The following is a 22,902-nucleotide window of genomic DNA, read 5'->3' on the forward strand; positions in this document are numbered from 1 at the left end:
ATGCAAGCTATGGACGTTAAAGATATCGTCATTGTGGGGGGCGGAACGGCAGGATGGATGTCAGCTGCCGGCATGTCGAGACTTCTCGGTAACAAAAAAATCAATATCCGAATTATTGAATCTGAAGCCATAGGCACGATAGGTGTGGGTGAAGCCACCGTCCCGCATATTCAATACTTTAATCGGCTGTTAGGTATTGATGAAAACAACTTTATTAAACAAACCAATGCGACCTTCAAATACGGTATTGAGTTTGTTGATTGGCACAAAATTGGTCAGTCTTATTTTCATTCATTTGGCCCCTATGGCATGGATATGGAAGGCATTCATTTTCATCACATGTGGTTACGCCAACAGAAAACCGGTACTGCCAAACCAATCGATGAATTTAACCTACAAATCCAAGCTGCCAAGGTAGGCAAATACGCCCCTGCACGTCCTGACTTGAAAGGCAGCCCACTAAGTGCCTTGTCCTACGCTTATCAATTTGACGCGGCATTGTATGCAGCCTTTCTACGGAATTTTTCTGAAAAAAATGGCGTCACCAGAACCGAAGGTAAAATAGTTAAGGTCACTCAAGCAGCCAACACAGGTCACATTGAATCGGTCACATTAGAAGATGGCGAATGTATTAAAGGTGACTTGTTTATTGATTGTTCAGGTTTTAAAGGCTTATTAATCGAAGAAACGTTAAAGACGGGATATGAAGATTGGTCGCATTATTTACCCTGTGACAGCGCGGTAACACGCCTTAGCGAGCGTATGACCGAGCTGCCTCCCTATACCCGAGCGACGGCTAAGCCCGCAGGCTGGCAGTGGCGTATTCCGCTGCAATCACGAACCGGCAATGGTTACGTATACTCAAGCCAATTTTTAACTGACCAAGATGCTCTCGACAGTTTAAGCCAAGACCTTGATACCGCTCCCATCTCAGATGCTCGTCAGTTGAGGTTTACAACAGGCATCAGAAAGCAGCCCTGGAACAAGAATGTGGTTGCCATTGGCTTGGCTTCGGGTTTTTTAGAACCTCTTGAGTCCACATCAATACACTTAATACAAACCGCCATTGCCAGGCTAATGACTAACTTCCCAGATATGTCGTTTAATCAACCGGACATTGATTTCTATAACGAGCGTACCAAGACTGAGTATGTGCAAATCAGAGATTTCTTAATTCTGCATTATAAAGCCACAACACGAAACGATAGCCCTTTTTGGAACTACGTACGGGAAATGTCCATTCCAGAATCGCTACAGAAACGCATAGCTATTTATAAAGAAAATGCGCGCTTATATAGCGAAGACAAAGGCTTATTTAATCACAGCAGTTGGTTTGCCGTATTTAATGGCCAAGGTATTCACCCTCAACGTTATCACCCTATCGCCAATTTTTTAGACGAACAAGAAATGAAAAGGCGAATGGAGGAAATTCATACCGTGACACAAAAGTGTTTAAGTATCATGCCATCACATGAAGCGTTTCTGGCTAAATTACCCTAGTTTGACTTAGCCAAATAAACTATAGAGCCGAAGTCAACAGATGAGTTATATGCCGACAAAGTATTTACTTATTACTAACCGGTTGCCTAACTGCAAAACTAACTGTTATCAATAAATAGTCACTATTCTCCTAAGCTAAACGTAGCTTTCGCCGTTACTATTTTGTGGTTTTATGACGGTCTAATATGTACTCACAAATATCTAGCGCTTCAATATTTGCTAAAATTGATAGCTTTTATTTGTAGAACCTTAAATATCCAAGAGCAAAGATATAAGAGTAGGCGTGGGAAAATCCTTTAGGTAAAATACCGACAGAACGAGTCTTTATTGAGCAGCGCTGTCAGTCCCAAATTAACTGACAATTAGTTGATTTTTTTGGAATTTTATCAATAGAGTGTTAACTTAATATTTTACATTATCAAGAGATTTAAAGCCGATTTATGTCCAAAGTAAAGTTAAAAGATATCGCTGATAAAGCCGGCGTATCTTTGATGACAGTCTCCCGTGTCATGAACAACGAACCTAAAGTTGGAGCTAAGACTAGGCAAAGAATAGAGGCGCTAGCGAAAGAGTTAAATTACAGTCCAAATGTGGCTGCACGCCAATTGTCCAGTTCCAAATCTTATTTTATTGGCATTGTATGTGAACACGTTAATGCCAATTATGTCAGTAAGTTTTTGGTGGGCGCTTTAAAACAATGTCGTACCAATGGCTATCATATTGTCATTGATGAAACTGCGGGAGAAATTGGCAAAGCGCTGTCTATTGTAAAAGAATTGATTCATGAGACAAAAGTGGACGGAATGATTTTGTTACCTCCGCTAACAGATATACCAGAAGTATTAGCGCTATTAAAAGAGGTGAATATTCCATTTGTGCGTATTGCACCTGACATCGATTTACTCGCAAGCGCCTACGTTTGTATGGATGATTATCAAGCCGCTTACGACATTACCGAACATCTTGTTAAATCTGGACATAAACGCATTGCGCACATTATTGGCAATGAAAATCAAGGGGTCAGTAGACTGCGATACCAAGGGTACTTGGATGCACTGCGTTCACACCGTTTACTGTCGCCACCAGAATATATTGAGCAAGGTGATTTTACTTATAAGTCTGGGCTTGTTGCCGCAGAAAAATTATTGTCACTTACAGAACTACCTGATGCGATTTTTGCCAGCAATGACGAAATGGCAGCCGCCGCGATGTCTGTTGCCCACAAAAATCGATTAGATATTCCCGAGCAAATTTCAGTGGTAGGCTTCGATGATACTGAACTCGCCTCGACAGTTTGGCCACGTATTTCCACAATCCGCCAGCCACTAAAAGATATGGCTATTCTGGCGATTAAACTACTTACTGAACCTGAAAATAGCCTAACGAATAATCCTTCAGTGGTAAAACGTCATATATTGCCCTACCAAGTTTGCTTACGTGAGTCGAGCAAATAAGCTATCCATTCATTGCAGATTGGCGGTGGATAGACCGCCGCAAACAGTACACAAAAAACCGAATGGGCAGGGCGACTTTGCTTAACGTTTCAACACCTAAAAGGGCTTACTTTAATAAGCTAATCACAGCCAGCCAATCTAGTTCGGGATCCTCAGACGGTAACCCAAAGTTATTTTGACTAGTGGTTATTTGAGCAGTTGTGCCATTCGCTAAAGCTCCCCCTTGTCTAGGGTTGAACCACTGCACTGTATATGCCCCTAAACTTAGCTGCAATTCGTTTACCCCCGTAGCGCTGGGTAAATAAACGAGATAGGTTTTACCTTCTTCAGCTAATACATAATCATCTTTTCTAACAGTAAGCTGGTCTTGAGGCTGAAAATTATTTAGCTGAAATTGGCTTAACAATTGTTCAGCAATTGAGGTTTGCTGCCACATATTGTGACGGCTTCGCCAATCTTCTGCACTTAGATCATTGTGAGGAAAGTTATAGCCAAAATACCACTCTGTACCCGAAGCGCCAGCCATTAAACTGCCCCACAGTACTTGTTGACGTAAAATATTATGTTCAGGATCATCAGCGTCGGGTTTTAATCCTTCTTGCCAAATACCTATTTCATCCATGCTTATTTGTATGTTGTTGCCTTTTTCTTGCGCTTTTTTACGCCAACTTAAAATAGCCTGATGCACGTTTACCGGTTGATCCACTTGGAATGACAAACCTGTAATGGCGGTTTCTGATATCACCTCTGGCAAGGTTTCTTGTCTATGATGCTCGCTGGCATGAGTGTGTAGATAAACAGGGTGCGCATAAGGGTCGTTTTTGACGAAATAGCGAGCCATAGCTCTACGTTGTTCAGGAGTTTGGCCAATAGGTGAAAAGTCCACTGGACCATTTTCCTCCCCTAAATCCCAAATAAGCGCTAAATGATGGCCAAATCTAGCGATTAGTTCTTGATAATAAAGCTGGCGATGAAAGCCCAGATCGCCACCATCTAACATCGTTTCATTTTCTGTTTCTTGGGTCACAATATGCAGTGCTAAGCCTTGTTGCTGCATATGCTCGAACAACAGATTCCACTGCTCTAACTTACTGACATCAAAACGCTCACGCTCTTCATAACCGGTATATGGCCACACATCTTTGCCATCGCCACCAATATTCATGGTTAAAAAATAAACCGAGTTCATGCCCATACTGGCTAAATAATTGGTTGCACCAATTATATTCTTGCCCTTAGCATTGCCCCATGTGATATCTCCTTGTTGCCAATCTTTTGCGTGCGGGGCATATGCATGAAGGGTATCGGCTTGTGGCGCATCCTCATGTTGATGCTCTAACTCACCTCGATAGGTATCATCAAAATCAACATAAGCTAGAAAATTTTCTGGGCTATTGGTGCCGACTTTTAACCAAGGCTTATCATCTTTGGAAAAACCTAAATAACGCCCTTTGGCAATCAACTTTCCTTTGGCTCTAAAGTCCCGTCCTTTTTTATCAGACTCTACAACCTTAAAACGTCCAGAATTTTCTTTCAATTTCACAAGAGTGCCTTCATCTAAAGACCGGCTAATGGCAATTTTTTTACCTTGATGCAAGTAAGCCTGATATTGCCATTCGCCTACTTCATCTGGGTTGAACCTCACTTGCCACACAGAACCACTATCTGCACTAGTATTAGCCGCATCACCATCTGCAGCATAAAAACCTCTGACCACATAGCTTTTATCTTGGTGTGTAAAGCGCACCAGTAATCGAGTGTCGGTGAATGGATTGACCTGCGCTTGTTCATTCGTGGCGTTGCCAATAAATGATAAAGAAACGGTATGCCATTGTTGATATATGGGTATGACTTGCTGTTCTTTTTTATCCGCACTACATGCGCTTAACACAGCCCATAAGGTTGCACACCAAACTATACCAAGTACTTTAGTCTTCATTACATATCCTTGATTCATTTTAATTTTCAATCAATTAAACAGTCTCTGTTAGTTATTTAATTGTTAGCGATTGTGGCCAAACGCCCCCCAATTTATCCCGCCATTTCAGATTGCTATTAACCATGCACAAAAGACGCGATAGTGAAACGGCCAGTGTATGGGTTCATATCAAATTGGTAATCACTAGGAATATCTCCAGAGTGCAAACTAGAGCAGCGATAAATCACAGCACGATTAAACTTTGCTGGAACCGAAAAAATACGCTCAAAAATTTCATCATCACCATGTAAATATTTGGCTTGATGTGAGGCACCTCTGTGCGAAACCTCTTGCTCTAACTGAGTGAGGTAAGCTTGATGTCGTGATTGATTAATATATTCGTAGCCACTAGAACGATGGCGATAAAAAGACGTGCCACCATGACTTTCATTACATAGATAATGAATAACCGCCAACTCGTGTTCTTTAGGCTGATCAAAGTGGGCTAACTGCTGAATAACTGACAACTCCCTGACTGGAGTGGCTACCACCGAAAAATAACTATCTGCCTGTTTTAGCTGGTCACTGTCAAGGCTAAACGTGCTGTGCAACAATTCCGTGATGCTAGAAACCAGACATGTTTGGTACAACTGAGGAGCTTGAGAACGCAATCCTGGGTAATGTCCTGTTGCCGGCGCCACATCTTGCCGCGTCATGGCGTAGTCAATTAGGCTTTTGGCGTCTCTTACAAAGTCATCAATAATCAATATAGGCTGTTGCTCAAGGCCGATATGTCGTACCTCGTGGCTCAATTTAGTGCTCAACATGACAGGCAACTAAATTGAAAATTGGCACTTAAGCTTGCAAGCAACACCTATTCAGCCTTACAGTTTTTATCGATAAAAGCTTGATGAGATGGCATATAGTCTACCGAATTAACCATGACTTTTTTAATCCCTTGTAATCGTCTTTCCAGTTCATCCTCTGGGAAGTTATCCACTAGGGCATGATATGAGTCAGGAATAATGCCTTGGCCGTACATCACCTCAAACCAGCTCAAATCATTGAACATTTCGTTGTCATTCCGTGCCACTCTACCGTTACGTTTGAATTGCTCGATTTTGTGGGTGAGCTCAGGGGGAATAGGCATGTTTCGACAATGTAACCAAAAGTCAGAGTCATCTCGCTCGGTAGCGTGATAATGCAAAATCAAAAAATCACGGATCCTCTGCCACTCAAATTCCGACTGACGGTTATATTCATCAATGTCCACTTGATCGAATGACAAAGTAGGAAAAAATGTAAATAGCTTAGACAATGCCGCTTGTACTAAATGAATGCTAGTAGACTCCAAAGGCTCCATAAAGCCAGCGGCTAAGCCAAGAGCCAGCACATTTTTGTTCCAAAATTGTTTGCGCTTACCGGTTTTAAAACGAATCACTCTCGGCTCAGCCAAAAGTTTCCCATCTAAACCATCGAGCAGCGTCTGTTTGGCTTCTTGGTCAGAAGTATATTTACTACAATATACATAGCCATTTCCAATACGATGTTGCAAAGGAATGCGCCATTGCCACCCCGCCTTTTTCGCCGTAGAGCGAGTATAAGGGATAGGCGAGCCTGCATTTTCACTTGGCGCTGTGACAGCACTATCGCAAGGTAACCATTCGCTCCAATCGTCATAGCCTGTATGTAACGCTTCTTCAATCAATAATCCTCTAAACCCAGAACAATCAATAAAAAAGTCAGCCTCATGAGTGTCACCATTTTCCAATGTGACAGACTCTACATGACCATTTTCTTGAAGCTGGGTAGTTACCACCTTACCTTCAACTCGCACTAGCCCAGCCTTTTCAGACAATTCTCGCAGATACAAAGCATACAAACCTGCATCAAAATGAAAGGCATAGGCAATATTAGATAAGGGCGAATTACCCGCATCGATAGAACGCATAAATTTCTGCTGCTCACAGGCCGTTGAAGATAAGGTGTAATCATCAATACCCGATGCTTTACCTAACTGGCGCATTTTCAGCCAGTAATGGTAAAACTGCACCCCTTCCATATCTTTACCCACATCACCGAAGGCATGGTAATAACTACTACCAATTTTGTTCCAGTCACAAAATTGAATGGCCAGTTTAAAGGTGGCTTTGGTTTTCCTGACAAAATCATTTTCATCCAAGCCAATCAATTTATTATAAAGTTGAATTTGCGGGATAGTCGCCTCGCCCACGCCAACAGTGCCGATTTGCTCAGACTCAATTAATTTTACTTGGCAGTTGTCTTTAGATAACACTTTAGTTAATGCAGCCGCAGCCATGTACCCAGCAGTTCCACCACCAACAATAATAATTTTTCTGATTCGTTTGTCTTTCATAATTCAGCTCTCGTAGCTAGACAGAAAATAGGGGATAAAAGCGATGCAAGTATTGCTCATGAGATGGCATTCCAGCCACCAAACCACTCATTGAATGCTGCACTTTATGTATGCCGGCTTCAAGCTCTGCACCACTCACTTTAGATAAAACTGCAGAATGAAGTTGTGGCCTCAGCCCAATGCCATACAACATGTGATACCACTGACCTTCGGTTGCTGCATCACTTAATATTGGGCTCAAACGTCCTAAGCGCTCGAACACTTGGATCCGCTCAGTTAAGGATTGTGGCAATGCCGAATAGTCACCGTTATGTAGGGCAAAATGCAGCGAAGAGTAATCCTGCGCCTCCTGAATAAATTTTTGCCATTCTTGATTATAAGCAGCTCTGTTATGCTGACCAATGGGTAGACTAGGCAACACATCCAAAAACTGCACTAGTGCACTTTGCAGTAGTTGCAACTCAGAAAACATAAAGTCTCCCAAGCACACAGATTGATGACCTAAAGTGAGTACATTTTTCTGCCAAGGTGTTTGCTCAACATGACTCATTACTTTAGCCAGTGGCAAATCATCAGGTAGGCTAATCCCTAACAGTCTTAATTCATCAGAAACTTGGGCTAAGTCTAACGATTCATTGGTTATCAATATCTTGTATATCGTGCGCTCTCTCAAATAAATAATACGTAGCCAAGCGTTCTTTAGGCGTTTAAATTGGGTATAGGGCTTAGTTAAATCAAACTGCGGGCTGCTCCATTCGCCAGTATGAGTAATTGGTAATAACTCATTTACGGGCTTTGAGCTAGATTTGCTATCTGGCGTCAGGTTTGCTGGCAACGGCTTACTCTGTCTGACATCTATCCAGAAATCAGCCTTAACCCTTTGTTCCGCACATCGAACTTCAGATAAATGTTGTTCACCAATCCATCTAATATCAGCACTATGCAATCCAACCTTTTCAACATTCAAATGTTGAACTGCCGCTGTTAAACAAGCTAGGTATTTTTGCTTGTCCAATTGCACCCCATATTCTAAAGCGGCGCGTAAATCTGCGCGGTCATGACCTGCGATAGCAAACTTACCGGCAGCCGCAGCACTCGCCGCGGTGCAGTATGGAGCTATATTGGTTCGTTGCTGACTAGCCAAATACTGAAACAAGCCCTGTTCGAAATCATCTTGTTTAGCGCTTAAGCCCATATGCGCAAAAGGCACAAACCATTGCTGCTCATTAACTGAATAACTATCACCCAAGCGAAAGGTAGCGGCGCATTTTCGAAGTATTTCTACTTCATTTAAACCCAATATTGCACATAGTGGTGAAAACTCAGGGCCACACACCTCTACCGAACTATCACTGTTTTCTTCGGGGACCTCAACGGCGGCGACTTTGACATTAAAAGGCTTTAATGAATGAGCTAATATGGCCACGCTCATGGCGAGTTGCATACCTGAGCCTAGCACCGCTATTTTTTCGATCATCTGGCTCATGCGTTAATTCCATACAAACTTTTTGCCGCGGTTGCATAACGTCTCTGTGCAGAATTTGCCGTGTCAGCAATACTTTTTGCATGCGTTGGCATAGCGCTAACGGCCTGTTTTATCACTTGGCTATAATCGTCAAAGTGCTTATCCAAAACGTCGACTGCAACACTATCTACTCGTGCATCATAATTTTTTGGGATAAAGCCTTGGCCGAAACAGACTGCTAGCCAACTGGCTGGTAAAAACAGGCCCTGCCGGTAAACCTTTATTCTTGCGCTTTCAGCAAATAAGTCTAATTGGCTAGCAACAGAATCTGGCACCGACATAGCTTGGCAATCTTGCCAAAAATCAGAGTCGGTTCTTTGGTTAACCTTATAATGTAAAATAATAAAATCTCGGGCACGTAGATACTCATTGTCGATCTGGCGATTGAAGCTGTCTCGTTCAATATTATTGATTTGCTGGTTGGGGAAATGTTCGAGTAACTTTTGTATAGCTATTTGCACTAAATACAAACTAGTGGATTCTAATGGTTCTAAAAAACCTGCTGCTAGACCAATAGCCACACAATTTCGATGCCATGATTTTTTTCGCTTACCCGTTACAAAACGCAGTTTGTTTAAGTCGGCGGTTGGCTGCTCTTCAACATCTCGCAGTAAACTCTGTTCAGCCTCACTTTCTGATAAATATGCGCTACTGTATACAATGCCATTGCCAGTACGATGTTGCAGGGGGATCCGCCATTGCCAGCCAGCAGATTTAGCGCTGGCTCTTGTGTATGGAGGGGGTGTTAGTTCGCTCTGTAGGTACGGCTATAGCGCGATCACAAGGTAGCCAATGAGTCCAGTCTTCATAGCCTGTTTTCAAGGCTTTCTCTATTATCAAACCAATAAAGCCAGAACAATCTATGAATAAGTCACCATCAATTTTTTGCCCTGACGCCAATAGCAAACTGGCCACATCACCAATATTGGCATACTGATGCTTTTCTGTATGTAGTAGGACTTGCTGTACTTTACCTTCAAACCGCGTCACCCCATTGGTTTCAGCAAATTTTCGTAAGTACTTAGCATATAAACTGGCATCTAAATGAAAGGCGTAGCCATAGTTGGATTGAATGTCATTTGGATTATCACTAGGGTAACTGAACTTATTTTGCTGGGCAGCTTCAACCGCAATGGAATATTGATCAAACGCTTTGGCTTTCCCTAGCTTATTGAGTCGAAGCCAATAATGATGAAAGTCGACCCCTTGGATATCATGACCACTTAAACCAAAAGGATGAAAATAACTACTCTCTTGTTTGCCCCAACCGGGAAATTGAATGGCGAGTTTATAGGTTGCGCCCGTCTCACGCATAAACTCATTTTCATCAATCCCTAATAATTGATTAAAGCTTCTAAGATGAGGCAAAGTGGCTTCACCCACGCCAACCGTGCCTATTTTCTCGGATTCCACTAAAACAATTTCGTACTGCTTTGAGCATAGAAAACGAGACAAACTGGCAGCCGTCATCCAACCTGCACTACCGCCACCCAATATGACTACTTTTTGTCGTTTCATAAAGCCTCTAGGAGGTTACTGAGCAGTAACTCTATTCAGATCATTGATAAAAACACTCACCTAGTACCCATTCCATTAAGTAACCTGAGTTCTGGATTAGACGTATCGTTTAAGCTATACACTAGGTTACGCTAAGCAATATCAATATAATTCAATAACTTAATGTGGTTTTGTCTAAATAGCCTCAGCTAAGTGTTACTCGGTAACGAAACTTTTAGTGTATAGCAAGGCGGATTGTTGTACGTCATAACGTGTTATTGCTAAACAATCCAACGCAGCTAGATACAAAAAAGAACGTTACCCAGAGATTCTGGCTTATCCAGGATCTCGGTTAAATATTTCAATCAATAAAAAATGCGCCTAATCATCACTAGACGCATTTTGATCTGGATTTACATCAATTTATTAAAAATTACCACGTGCAACTAAGGCAAACCGTCTATCTGCCACAAACCAAGAACGACCCGTATCTAAATAATCATTATTTAACAACATAGTGGTTCTAGTTTGAGTATTTGTGAGGTTTGTTCCTTGATCCCAACCGTAATGTTGTCATTGATCTTATAGAAAACTGACGCATCCATCTGCCCTCTGTCTTCATTCCATAATGGTGCTTTACTGATAACATCACGGGTTGTTAACAGGTAACGAGAACGCCAGTTATATGCTATCCGTGCACTCCATTTATCTTTTTCATACATGGTTACTAAATTAGCGGTTTCCCGAGACTGCCCCTGAAGAGGAATTACATCTAAATCAACACGAATACCCGTGTCTGTTGCTGGATCGCCAATGAAATCTTCATCTTCGATATTAATTTCATTGTTTGGTACACCTGACGCATCTATGTAAGTGTACGTTGCCTGCAGGCCTAAACCATCGAAAGGTGCAGGTAACATATCAAAGAATTGTTGATATGCCACTTCAATACCATTCATCTTCGCTTTACCACCGTTTCGGGTAGTGGAAACATCAACGGTTTGGGTCACACCTGTCGTTGGATTAGTAATATTCTGATAAACAGAGCCTTGGATGAAAAACTTATCCAAATTCTTACGGAACAAAGTCGCACTTAATTGACCTACATCGGCAAAATACCACTCTAATGCAAGGTCCATTTGAATAGATTCCATAGGTTCAAGGAATGGATTGCCACCACTACTTGTCCAACCAGAAACAGTTACACCTTGGATGAGACTTTCTTCAGCTGTTGGTTCACTTGGCTCTTCACCTTCTTCTGGCTCGGGAGTAACAGGGCGCACAACATTTAAGTCGCGCACACCTATGTCATTCCTGTTTCTCACATCACTCATATCAGGATAAGCGATGGCCTTGGCAATCCCTAAACGAGCAATAATGTCATCGGTTACCTCAAATTTAACATTAAAACTCGGCAACCAAGCTGAATAGGTTGTATCTGCTGCTACCAATTGCTCAGAGTTGTCACCATAAGCTAGGACTTCATCAGTCAAATAGTTATTCTGATCCAAAATCCACTGATTATTCGGCGTGCCGTTTTCTCCTTCAGATTGCAATGCCGTTAGCACATCTGGAAACAACCCATCGGCCACTTGATTTTCAAGATAAGTCAGTACACTAGTAGGGGTTAAGGGCGTATCTACGCCAGTTGGCGCTGCAAAAGTAGGCACTAAATCAGCAAATTTGACTGAGCCAAGTGAAGTACGATCTAGCTCGATATAGCGTAAACCGATATTACCTGAGAATCTTACATTGTCATCATGCTCAAAATCCAACCTAACATAATAAGCCTTGTTGGTTTCTTCTGTGTAATTAATTTCACCGGGGCTAAAAATGCCGTATTTATCATCGAGTTGACTATTGAAATTTGGATCTTCTTCTCGTCCTGGATAGGGGAACCAGCTTCCGCTGCCTGATTTCAGATCAGCAAAGTTTGTTTCGGCATTTGCCCCCATTAATGAACGAATATAACTTTCACTTGCGTGTAAAGATTGGTTACCAGAAATATTAACCGTGCCGCCGCCATGAAAGTCAGACCAATCCACTACTTCATAGGTAGAACCATCAGGGTCAACCTGATCTAACCAACCTGTATCTGCCCCCCACTCAGGCGCCAACGATCCCCAATTCCAGCCAGTGCGACGTACCGTTTGCTCACGTTTAGAATAACGAACCCCGGCTTTCACAGTAGTGAACATTCCAGCATCATCTAAGAAATAGGTGCCATCTAATCTGAATGCTTTTGAGTCTCCATCTGAGCGTTCATAGTGATCCATAGCTGAACGACTCCAATAACTGGCTGGATCAGCAAAGTAATTGCTATCCCCTGCTGGGTCACCACTAAAGCCTGGGTAGTCAACATGCCCAGTTGGATTTGAATCTGAAACGCCGTCTGTACTAGCTCCATCAGGGTAGGTTTTATAAGCATCTGGATTAGCATCTCGAGCGCCATTCCACGGTTCAATAAGGTTCAATATTGGCGTATCACCCGTAATATCATACTGTTGAATAGCCCATGCATTGTTGTGCACAGCAAGATCATCATTACTCGCATCAGCCTTGATGTACTGCACATCTGCAATCAATTCTAAATTTTCTGTCGCTTGCCACTTAACGTTTAAAGAATAGTCCTCAACCAACGAGCTTGTTTCGTTAACTCGGCTATCCATTTGCGTATTTAAGCCCCATTGTGACGTCGAATTATCACCCCAAGCTCGAGGGATACGATTAGCATTCGCATCGCCTGAACGCCAACCATCGGTACCCTGTACCATAGTTCCTGACTCAAACACGCCACGATCGTCAAAGGTAAACTCTGTACCTTCTAAGCCTCGCATAGTTCTACTATCAATATCTTGATAACCCCCTTGGTACTTAATGGCCCTTTCATTCCAAGCAAGGTTTGAATCAGAACGTAAATACTGGAACGTCGCTAAGAATGTTTCGTCATTGTTCTCAAATTGTAAGGCCAATGCCATGCCTTCTCGTTCTCTTTCATCAGTCTTTTTCAGTGCATTTGAAGCTTGAGGCACCCACACGCGTCCGTCATTATCACTGCCTGCGAATTCTTCTGCACCAGTTAGGTCACGGGCATAATATTCAACTACTGCATCACTTTGGATACCATGCGTCTCACCAACTAACTCAGACCTAGCGTAATTGCCTAAAAAACCGAATTCACCTGCATCCGTTTGCCAACGATTACTATAAAGAACAGAGAATGTTGGCGTACCTTCTTTGGCTAAGCTGCCGTATGAATAATCAAGGTTAAAAGCAAACACTTGGCCTTGTTCATCAAATGGCTTACGAGTACGTAAACTAATAGTGCCGCCAATACCGCCTTCAATCATGTCAGCGGTTTGATTTTTAAATACGTCAACACCGCCCATTAATTCAGGTGACACATCTTGGAACGATAAACCCCGGCTAGAATTAGCTGAAAAAGAATCGCGACCATTAAACTCAGAGCGAGTTTGGGTTAAACCTCGAATTACAGCACCTGAGCCCTCTACACTGAAATGATCTGGATCATCTGGACCTGCGAAGAGTTCTATTGAAACACCGGGTAGTCGCTGGATGGCTTCTAATACGCTTCGATCTGGCAACGAGCCAATGTCGGCAGCGGTAATTGAATCGACTACAGTAGCCGAGTTACGTTTAATATTCTGGGCATTCAGCAGGTTGGCTCGAGTACCCGATACTTCGATAATTTCAAGTTCATCCTCTTCGGTCGGCCCAGCTTCCTGTCCAGTTGCTGAAACACAGATTCCCATCATAGCTAATGCCATCAGGGATTTTCTAAAAACGGGTTGGTGTGTATTTTTATTATGTGTAGACATTAATGTTTACCTCTCATATGTGTAAAAGAGCGACATCTAGTAAATAATATATAAACCCATTCCCAGACATAGCAAAGATAGATTTACCTTCAATTACCACTAAACGTTTTTGTCAAAGTTTTACCATGCTTAACGGTGACAGAATTGAGCTACACCGCTAACTTTAGCTATTATAATTATTCGTTATATTTGCAAGTTTCCACCCACCAATTGAAAACGATTTCAGTTTAATTTGCAACATTTTGTTAACGTGAAGTAGTATTTTACCTGCAAGTTAAATTAAGTCACTAATACTTTTTGCTACACTTAATTCGCTCACTGGGTAACAATATCTCTCCCTATTAAGCATTACATAAGAAGAACGTTGGCATGTAAGATGAATCAAATAGCAACGCCAATCAATTCTTAGAGCATTCTACAACTACGCCTTCAAATGTTAACGCAATGTAACAAGAATAACAGAAGGATATCGATTACGTATTCTCTTAGGGGAATTACCAAAAGTCGTTTATTTTAGGAGGGTCGTTTTGCCATAGATTGGTGCATTAGCCGTCGAAAGTCCAAGTTGAGTATGTTCAATATCCGCTTCAAACAATTGAGCTGCGCCGAATATCTAGATGCCTTATCTATTTGCAACGCAGCGTGATTTGGAGCATAGTTTTGTCTCGCCTAATAGTGACAAAACTTAGCTAAGAGGTGAGAACCCGGCTGTGCTTTATAATTGCTCTTCTCGAGTGAATACCAGTGTATTGCCCGTACTTTTCTCGGCACTAAACTGATAGCCTGCACTATCGAATTCTTTCAGTTGATGAATATCAGACACTTGGTTTTGTATGATGTATCTGGCCATGAGCCCTCGTGCTTTCTTAGCGAAAAAACTAATCACTTTGTACTGACCATTTTTACGATCTTGAAAAACCGGCGTATAAATTTCTGCATTCAACAATTTAGGTTTAACCGACTTAAAATACTCAGTTGAAGCCAAGTTAATCAATACATTGTCGCCCTGCTCATCAATTGCCTCATTTAGTTTATCGGTTATTCTGTTATCCCAAAATTGATACAAGTTTTTATGCTGCTCAATGTCCAGACGTGTGCCCATTTCTAATCGATACGCTTGCATTAAATCCAATGGACGTAATAAACCGTACAATCCGGACAAGATACGTAAGTTTTGCTGGGCATAGTCAAAGTCCTTAGCCGTAAAAGAACTCGCATCTAACCCTGAATACACATCTCCGTTAAAAGCTAACACTGCCTGTTTGGCGTTATCGGGGGTGAAGGGCAATTGCCAACTAGCGTAACGGTCAGCATTTAAACCGGCCAATTTGTCGCTAATCTTCATCAACGAAGCAATGTTAGCCGGGGATAGCTTTCTGCATCGCTCTATCAAAATGGATGAATCATCTAACATTTGTGGCTGAGTGTGTTTTTGAGTTGTGGGCGGGGTTTGGTAATCAAGGTTTTTTGCTGGAGAAATAACCACTAACATTAAACAAATCCTATCTAGGTAAATTTATGCTAAGTAATATGAGGGAGCAACCAGTGATTGCAAGCTGATGTTCAATATTTTAAGAAAATTAAACAAAATCCATTACGAGTTATCATTTTGCTGTTACTTTTGTCGTCGAATTTGCGGGTTTTACTGGTATGCAAATTTTAACAGTTATACCCTATATAAACGTCATTATTTAATTTTCAATTAGCTAAGTTTGTTAAGACATAAGATAGTTACCTTATTTCTTTGAGTTTGCAAACAAGTTTGCCAAGCTATAGCTTACAAAATGCCACTAACATAGAGGATTATATGTCAAACCAATTACAAGCCTTACGGGAAATTACCACAGTAGTAGCAGATACAGGCGATATCGAAGCCATCAAAAAATATCAACCTGTTGATGCAACGACCAACCCATCTTTGTTATTAAAAGCTGCCGAAATGCCACAATATAAGTCGCATTTAGAAGCGGCTGTTGCTTGGGCAAAAGAACAATCATCTGATCCAGCTCAGCAAATCGTTGACGCTGGCGATAAACTATCTGTCACTATCGGTACCGACATTGTCAATATCGTACCGGGCCGTATCTCAACTGAAGTAGATGCTCGTTTATCTTTCGACACGGCAGCAAGTATCGAGAAAGCTCATAAACTAGTCGCGTTATATAAAGAAGCCGGCATCGACAAGAGCCGAATTTTAATCAAACTAGCCTCTACTTGGGAAGGTATTAAAGCTGCTGAAGTACTTGAAAAAGAAGGCATAAACTGTAATTTAACCTTGTTATTTGGTTTTGCTCAAGCACAAGCTTGTGCCGAAGTAGGCGCATACTTAATTTCGCCATTTGTTGGTCGTATTTTGGATTGGTACAAAGCTAAAACAGGTAAGGACAGCTATGCTCCTTCTGAAGACCCAGGTGTGGTATCGGTAACTAAGATTTATAACTACTACAAAGACCACGGCTACAAAACAGTAGTAATGGGCGCTAGCTTCCGTAACACTGACGAAATAACTGAGCTTGCAGGTTGTGATCGTTTAACTATCGGCCCTGGATTACTTGAAGATTTATCTCAAGCCCAAGGTGAGTTACCAGTTAAGTTGAAAGACAATGGCGCGACGAAAACTCCTGGAGCTCCTTTAACGGAAGCGCAATTCCGCTGGGAAATGAACCAAGATGCGATGGCTACCGAAAAATTATCTGAAGGTATCCGTAACTTCGCAATTGACCAAGTTAAATTAGAAACTTTATTAAAAAGCTATTTATAAGCTAAAGTCCACCTAGGTTTAAAGTAGTTTAAAAGCGCCGTAGTTCGGCGCTTTTTTGTCATTACAATTATGACCAATTGGCGAATATTTTTAATTACCCTACAACTTCCTACATATGAGGTTACCTATGACAGCACTAACTGAATCTCCAGCTTGGCAAAATTTAGCAAGCTTAGCAGAACAAATTAAAACCCAACATATGCGAGATTGGTTTGCTGCCGATCCTAAAAGAGCAGAAAAATATACCCGTGCAGCCTGCGGTATTGAATTAGATTTTTCGAAAAACTTGATCACAGATGAAGTTATTTCAGCCCTGCAAACCCTAGCATCTGATTGCCAAATAGCCGAGAAGCGTGATGCAATGTTTGCTGGTGAAATCATCAATCACACCGAAAAGCGTGCCGTATTACATACCGCTTTACGTAACTTTTCTGGTAACCCCGTATTAGTGGATGGCGAAGACGTCATGCCCGAAGTACTCGCTTGCCAACAAAAAATCGAAAAATTTGTCGCCAGTGTTCACAATGGCGAACTCAAAGGTTACACCGGAAAACCTCTTAAAGAGATAGTTGCGATAGGAATTGGCGGATCTTTCTTAGGCCCTAAAATCATGTCTGAAGCCCTAAAACCATATTGGTTTGATGGCGTCAAAGTACATTATGTAGCCAATGTGGACGGTTGTCATATTCAAGATGTTTTAGCCTCAGTTGATCACGAAGAAACTTTAGTCGTGATGTCATCTAAATCATTCGGCACCCAAGAAACACTGCAAAATACCTTAACAGCTAAAGCCTGGTTCTTGAATGCTGGCGGTACACAACAAGATATTGCTAAGCACTTTATTGCCGTCTCATCTAATATCAAAGCTGCTACCGAGTTTGGCATGGCCGAAGACAATATTTTCCCAATGTGGGATTGGGTGGGTGGCCGTTATTCTCTTTGGTCTGCCATTGGCTTACCTGTCGCTCTGACTATTGGTTACGATAACTACCGCGCATTACTACAAGGTGCATTTGAAATGGATGAACATTTTCAAACTGCCCCGGCTGAACAAAACCTGCCAATGATATTGGCAACCTTAGGTGTGTGGTATATCAACTTCTTTGGTGCACAAAGTCATGTGTTATTACCTTACTATCATTACTTGCGTGGTTTTCCAGCCTACGTACAGCAGCTAGATATGGAAAGTAATGGTAAACGTGTATCTGGCGATAAAACCGTAACAGACTACGAAACTGGCCCTGTGATTTGGGGTAGCGAAGGCACTAACGGCCAACATTCGTTCCACCAGTTGATCCACCAAGGCACAGTGTTAATTCCTGCTGATTTTATGCTGCCTTTGAATGTGCCCAATCAAGATGACACTCATCATGCCATGTTAGCCTCAAACTGTTTTGGTCAAACTCAAGCATTAATGCAGGGTAAAACCTTTGAAGAGTGTAAAGCTGACTTAGAAGAAAAAGGCCTAAGCAAAGATGAGCTAGACTCATTAGCGACGCACAAAACTATGCCAGGTAACAAACCTAGCAATACTTTCTTGTTTGATAAATTGGATCCTAAAACACTGGGTTCATTGATTGCTTTATACGAACATAAAGTGTTTGTACAAGGTGCTATATGGGGTGTGAACTCATTTGACCAGTGGGGCGTTGAATTAGGTAAAGAATTAGGCAACCAAGTGTTAGATAAACTGGTAAACACAGAGGCAGCGCTTAATTTTGATGCGTCGACTAACCAGCTTATCGCCAAGTTTAGACAGGCAAACGGCTGAACAAACTACATAAGTAGGTTAGGTTAGCCAATCACATAACCACTTCAGAACGGCGTCATGTGTAAAATGACGCCGTTTTTTTAATACCCACTCGCACATGTCACATTAAGTTCACACTTCATTAATAAAAACTTCAAATATATGTACTAATTTTAAGCTCCCTATGATATTTATTAGGCCACTCATTAGACTAAAGTCTATAGAGCTCAGTAACGTTTTATTAATATAGCGCTAAAAATGATAATGGAGTTCATCATGAATAAGTTCGAATTATTGTCTACTGCCGATTCAGAAAACCGTACCCCTAAATCAAAAAACAACAAACGTAAATGGCGAGAAATAGAAGCCATTCATGATAGACAAAGACTAAGGCAAGAATTGAGTGAACTTGGAATGTCACCGGAAGACCAGCTAGAAATGTTATAAAAAAAAGCCCTGATTTCAGGGCTTTTTATTTTTTAGACTTAAGAGAATTAACTTTCGGTCACTTCTTCTAAGCCACTGTAACACTGCACAACAAAGTTTGTTGGCATGAAGCATTGTGATGATGACTCTTTCATTTCGTGAGCAAAACGATCTGGATATTCGTCAGTCAACAAACACCCTTCTACTAGCCCTATGTATATTTGATCGAGTCGTTTAATTTCCGTCTCACTTACCCGACGAAAAATATGTGAGCGAGTAATCTGATTAGGGTCACGTAACCCAGCCGAAGCAACTAAGTCCATGGTAGCCCGGACCGTTTCTTTCTGATATTTAGCAATTCGGCTGGCTTTATCATTAACAACTATTCCCGCAGCTAAGACTGGGTTTTGCGTGGCAATACCTGTTGGGCACTCATTGTTATTGCATACCAAGGATTGCACGCAACCTAAGGCCATCATCATGCCCCTAGCGCTATTACACAAGTCAGCGCCCAAAGATAGGTTTCTGACAATATCAAAACCTGTAAATGCTTTGCCACTGGCAATAATTTTAATATCTTTGCGTAAATTAAATCCAGTCAATACGTCACTAATAAAAACAATGGCTTCTCTAAGAGGCATACCTACCGAATTGGAATACTCTAAAGGAGCTGCGCCTGTGCCTCCTTCACCACCATCTACCGTTATGAAATCAGGTCTAACATTGGTTTCGACCATCGCTTTGCACAGTGCAATAAATTCGCTCTTACGGCCCACGGCCAGCTTAAAACCAATGGGTTTACCACCAGACAATTGCCGTAACTGCTGAATAAAATCCATCATTTCTAGTGGCGTTTTAAACACGCTATGAGCAGGTGGAGAATCAACTGTAGTACCCGGCACCACATGACGAATTTGGGCAATTTCTAAACTGTTTTTGTCTGCGGGCAAAATGCCACCATGGCCAGGCTTTGCACCTTGACTCAGTTTTATTTCAATCATTTTGATATTGTCTTTAGTGGCAATTTCGGCAAAGCGCTCAGCACTGAACTTTCCTCTAACATCTCTACAACCAAAATATCCAGTGCCAATTTGCCAAACCAGATCGCCGCCATGCTGCAGGTGATAAGGGCTAACACTGCCTTCACCGGTATTATGGTAAAAGCCTCCCATTTTTGCGCCTTTGTTCAAGGCCAAAATAGCATTAGCACTTAGAGAGCCAAAGCTCATTGCGGAAATGTTAAAAATACTCGCTTCATAAGGCCGAGTACAATCTTTACCTCCAATTTTAACGCGGGGTTCGATAGCATTATGATCTAAGTGTATGGCAGCCATAGAGTGGCCAATCCATTCATAGCCGACTCTTTGTGTATCTACCTTAGTGCCATATGGAATTGTGTCTTGTTGACCTTTGGCTCTTTGATAAATAACCGATCGGTTCATTCGATTAATTGGTACGCCGTCAGTTTCAGATTCAAAAAAGTACTGACGCAAAAATGGCCGCAAAAACTCCATCACCCATCGGCCTCTGCCAACTAATGGAAAAGTACGCCATAGAGCATGCCTAGTTTGATACATATCATAGAAGCCAATAGCAGTAATGGGCAGCACCACTAAAAGTGCCCACAGGATCCCTGGCCAAGTAAAACTCAAGACAAAGATTAGCAACCATGTGGCAGCTATGGTTCTTACAAAAGCAACTCTCATTACATTTACCTACTTATAATAATGCTCAGAATAAAGAAACAAAAACATACCTAAGTAATTGTTTCAACGCAATTTAGATATGCTTGGATTTAGCCGATAATAGAAATGTCAAATTAGACTTGCCAGTTTATCGGAGCCTTGTTAAGGCTTTGTAGAATGTCATTGGTTTTTGAGAAGTGTTTACAACCAAAAAACCCACGATAAGCAGACAATGGAGAAGGGTGAGGACCAGCTAAAACATAATGCCTATCGGTATCGATATTCTTGCCTTTTCGTTGTGCGTGACTCCCCCATAGCAGAAAAACAAGTCCGTCACTATGTTGGTTTAACTGCTCAATTATTCTATCGGTAAACCTTTCCCAACCAATTTTGGCATGAGAGTGGGCTTTGCCTTGTTCGACCGTAAAAACCGTATTGAGTAATAATACTCCCTGCTTTGCCCAGCCCTGTAAGTAACCATGTTCAGGTATAACAAAGCCCTCAATATCACTGGCGAGTTCTTTGTAGATATTAACTAAGGAAGGAGGTGGCTTAATACCAGGTAATACTGAAAAACTTAACCCATGTGCTTGGTTGGCGCCATGGTAAGGATCTTGGCCTAAAATCACGACTTTAACTTGATCAAAAGCAGTCAACTCAAAGGCCTTGAACACATCTTGCGCTGGAGGATATACCACTGTGCCAGCATTTCTTTTATCTTCGACGAATTCAGTTATTTCGCGAAAATAGACTTGCTGTTTTTCTTCAGCGAGTATATCCACCCAATTAATCACAAGTTATTTTGTCCTTTAGTGTTAGCCTAAAAGATCAAACATGTGGGCTTTTAGTGCTTGATAGTCATTGGCTAACTCTACATCTAGGCCTTCGTTACCAGCACAATCAACCAAAGGTTGAGGCAAACTAATTGGCTGACCTAACACATTCTCTACTGTTTCTCTGAATTTTGCTGGATGCGCTGTTCCCAAGAAAATACCCGTTTGTCCTTCTTCTAGCTTACGCACTAACGCTTTGTAAGCTATCGCAGCGTGAGGTTCACTGATATATCCAAGTTGGGCCAGTTGGCGCATAGATACTTGCGTATATTCTTCATCAACGGTATCACCAGAAATAACCGACTTGTCCACATATCCTTGTTCGATAATGGCTTCAATACGTGGCCAATTATTTGGGTTACTCACGTCCATTGCATTTGATAATGTGGCCACGGTATCTTTTGGATCCCATTCACCGGTTTTTAAATAACGGGGCACGGTATCATTTAAGTTTGTTGCGGCGACAAAGTGTTTGATAGGCAAGCCCATCACTTTAGCAATCAACCCTGCGGTCAAATTACCAAAATTGCCACTTGGCACAGAAATAACTATTTCTTCACGCTCTTCAGCACTAAGTTGAGAAACCGCTTCAAAGTAATAACAAACCTGCGCCGCTAAACGACTGATATTAATTGAGTTAGCAGAGTTAAGATGCAACCCTTCACGCACATCTACATCATCAAACGCTGTTTTCACTAACTGCTGACAGGCATCAAAATCACCGTCAATGGCCACAGTATGAATATTTCCACCTAGGGTAGTAAATAGCTTTTCCTGTAACTGGCTAATCTTACCTTTAGGAAACAAAATCACTACATTAATATTTTCAATGCCATGGAATGCATGGGCTACTGCTGCACCAGTGTCACCAGAGGTTGCAGTTAGAATGGTAATAGGTTCACCTTTAGAAACCTCGGTTAAACACTGAGCCATGAAACGGCCACCGAAATCTTTAAACGCTAACGTAGGGCCATGAAACAGCTCTAAGCTATAAATATTATCGGTTACTTTCGCTAGTGGCGCTGAAAAAGCGAACGCTCGTTCCACTATACCCGCGATTGTGTCTCTAGGTAATTCATCGCCGATCAACGAACTCAAAATTTCGACACTACGCTCAACAAATGGCATGGCCAATAGCGCATCCATATCATCAAATTTAGGTATGCTTGTTGGGAAAAATAACCCTTGGTTTCTACCTAAACCTTGTTTAACCGCCTGAGCAAAGGTTACTTTTTCTGAGGCGTCTTTTAAATTTACAAGTTCCAATTTTATTACCTTCTAATATTTATTCTTAGCGCTATCAAGCGGCGCTGAATTCTTGTACTTAAATCAAGAAT

14 protein-coding genes and 1 pseudogene are annotated in these 22,902 nt (G+C 41.7%); 5 read left to right on the plus strand and 10 right to left on the minus strand.

Features of this window, described 5'->3' with window-relative positions:
* Positions 1 to 1,500 (plus strand): tryptophan halogenase family protein, encoded by a 1,500-nt coding sequence (locus tag RS130_RS01335; RefSeq protein ID WP_316024450.1) that lies wholly within the window; start codon positions 1 to 3, stop codon positions 1,498 to 1,500.
* Between the two features lie 440 nt (positions 1,501 to 1,940).
* Entirely contained in the window at positions 1,941 to 2,954 is a 1,014-nt protein-coding gene (locus tag RS130_RS01340) for a LacI family DNA-binding transcriptional regulator (RefSeq protein ID WP_316024451.1), read from the plus strand.
* A 106-nt stretch (positions 2,955 to 3,060) separates the two neighbouring features.
* On the opposite strand, the gene RS130_RS01345 is transcribed toward RS130_RS01340, so the two are convergent.
* The 7 genes and pseudogenes from RS130_RS01345 to yaaA form a co-directional block, all read right to left on the minus strand.
* Positions 3,061 to 4,893, minus strand: a complete 1,833-nt coding sequence (locus RS130_RS01345; protein WP_316024452.1) for a DUF5060 domain-containing protein — start codon at positions 4,891 to 4,893, stop codon at positions 3,061 to 3,063.
* Positions 4,894 to 5,009: 116 nt separating this feature from the next.
* Positions 5,010 to 5,699, minus strand: coding sequence for a DUF6445 family protein (locus RS130_RS01350; protein ID WP_316024453.1), 690 nt, complete (start codon positions 5,697 to 5,699; stop codon positions 5,010 to 5,012).
* A 47-nt stretch (positions 5,700 to 5,746) separates the two neighbouring features.
* A complete protein-coding gene (locus RS130_RS01355) occupies positions 5,747 to 7,249 on the minus strand; it encodes a tryptophan halogenase family protein (protein ID WP_316024454.1) in 1,503 nt (500 codons plus the stop codon).
* A 16-nt stretch (positions 7,250 to 7,265) separates the two neighbouring features.
* Complete coding sequence (locus RS130_RS01360) at positions 7,266 to 8,735, minus strand: tryptophan 7-halogenase (protein ID WP_316024455.1); 1,470 nt, start codon at positions 8,733 to 8,735, stop codon at positions 7,266 to 7,268.
* Positions 8,732 to 10,292 (minus strand): annotated as a pseudogene (locus RS130_RS23645) (tryptophan halogenase family protein). The gene RS130_RS01360 and the pseudogene RS130_RS23645 overlap by 4 nt, the downstream one beginning before the upstream one ends.
* A gap of 485 nt (positions 10,293 to 10,777) precedes the next feature.
* The gene (locus RS130_RS01375) at positions 10,778 to 14,110 is read right to left on the minus strand and encodes a TonB-dependent receptor (RefSeq protein ID WP_316024457.1); all 3,333 of its coding nucleotides are present in this window, start codon (positions 14,108 to 14,110) and stop codon (positions 10,778 to 10,780) included.
* A 715-nt stretch (positions 14,111 to 14,825) separates the two neighbouring features.
* Complete coding sequence (gene yaaA / locus RS130_RS01380) at positions 14,826 to 15,602, minus strand: peroxide stress protein YaaA (RefSeq protein ID WP_316024458.1); 777 nt, start codon at positions 15,600 to 15,602, stop codon at positions 14,826 to 14,828.
* A gap of 315 nt (positions 15,603 to 15,917) precedes the next feature.
* Between yaaA and tal the strand changes: the two genes are divergently transcribed.
* The 3 genes from tal (at position 15,918) to RS130_RS01395 (ending at position 19,068) form a co-directional block, all read left to right on the plus strand.
* Positions 15,918 to 16,871, plus strand: coding sequence for a transaldolase (gene tal / locus RS130_RS01385; protein ID WP_316024459.1), 954 nt, complete (start codon positions 15,918 to 15,920; stop codon positions 16,869 to 16,871).
* 127 nt (positions 16,872 to 16,998) lie between these two features.
* Positions 16,999 to 18,642 (plus strand): glucose-6-phosphate isomerase, encoded by a 1,644-nt coding sequence (pgi, locus tag RS130_RS01390; protein WP_316024460.1) that lies wholly within the window; start codon positions 16,999 to 17,001, stop codon positions 18,640 to 18,642.
* Positions 18,643 to 18,897: 255 nt separating this feature from the next.
* Entirely contained in the window at positions 18,898 to 19,068 is a 171-nt protein-coding gene (locus RS130_RS01395) for a DUF3545 family protein (protein ID WP_316024461.1), read from the plus strand.
* Between the two features lie 47 nt (positions 19,069 to 19,115).
* Here RS130_RS01395 and RS130_RS01400 read toward each other — a convergent pair whose 3' ends face one another.
* The 3 genes from RS130_RS01400 to thrC form a co-directional block, all read right to left on the minus strand.
* Complete coding sequence (locus RS130_RS01400; protein WP_316024462.1) at positions 19,116 to 20,753, minus strand: FMN-binding glutamate synthase family protein; 1,638 nt, start codon at positions 20,751 to 20,753, stop codon at positions 19,116 to 19,118.
* Between the two features lie 113 nt (positions 20,754 to 20,866).
* A complete protein-coding gene (gene ung / locus RS130_RS01405) occupies positions 20,867 to 21,526 on the minus strand; it encodes a uracil-DNA glycosylase (RefSeq protein WP_316024463.1) in 660 nt (219 codons plus the stop codon).
* Positions 21,527 to 21,547: 21 nt separating this feature from the next.
* Entirely contained in the window at positions 21,548 to 22,831 is a 1,284-nt protein-coding gene (gene thrC / locus RS130_RS01410) for a threonine synthase (protein ID WP_316024464.1), read from the minus strand.
* Positions 22,832 to 22,902 lie beyond the last annotated feature (71 nt).

Source organism: Paraglaciecola aquimarina (assembly GCF_032464635.1).
GTDB classification, from domain to species: Bacteria; Pseudomonadota; Gammaproteobacteria; order Enterobacterales; family Alteromonadaceae; genus Paraglaciecola; species Paraglaciecola aquimarina.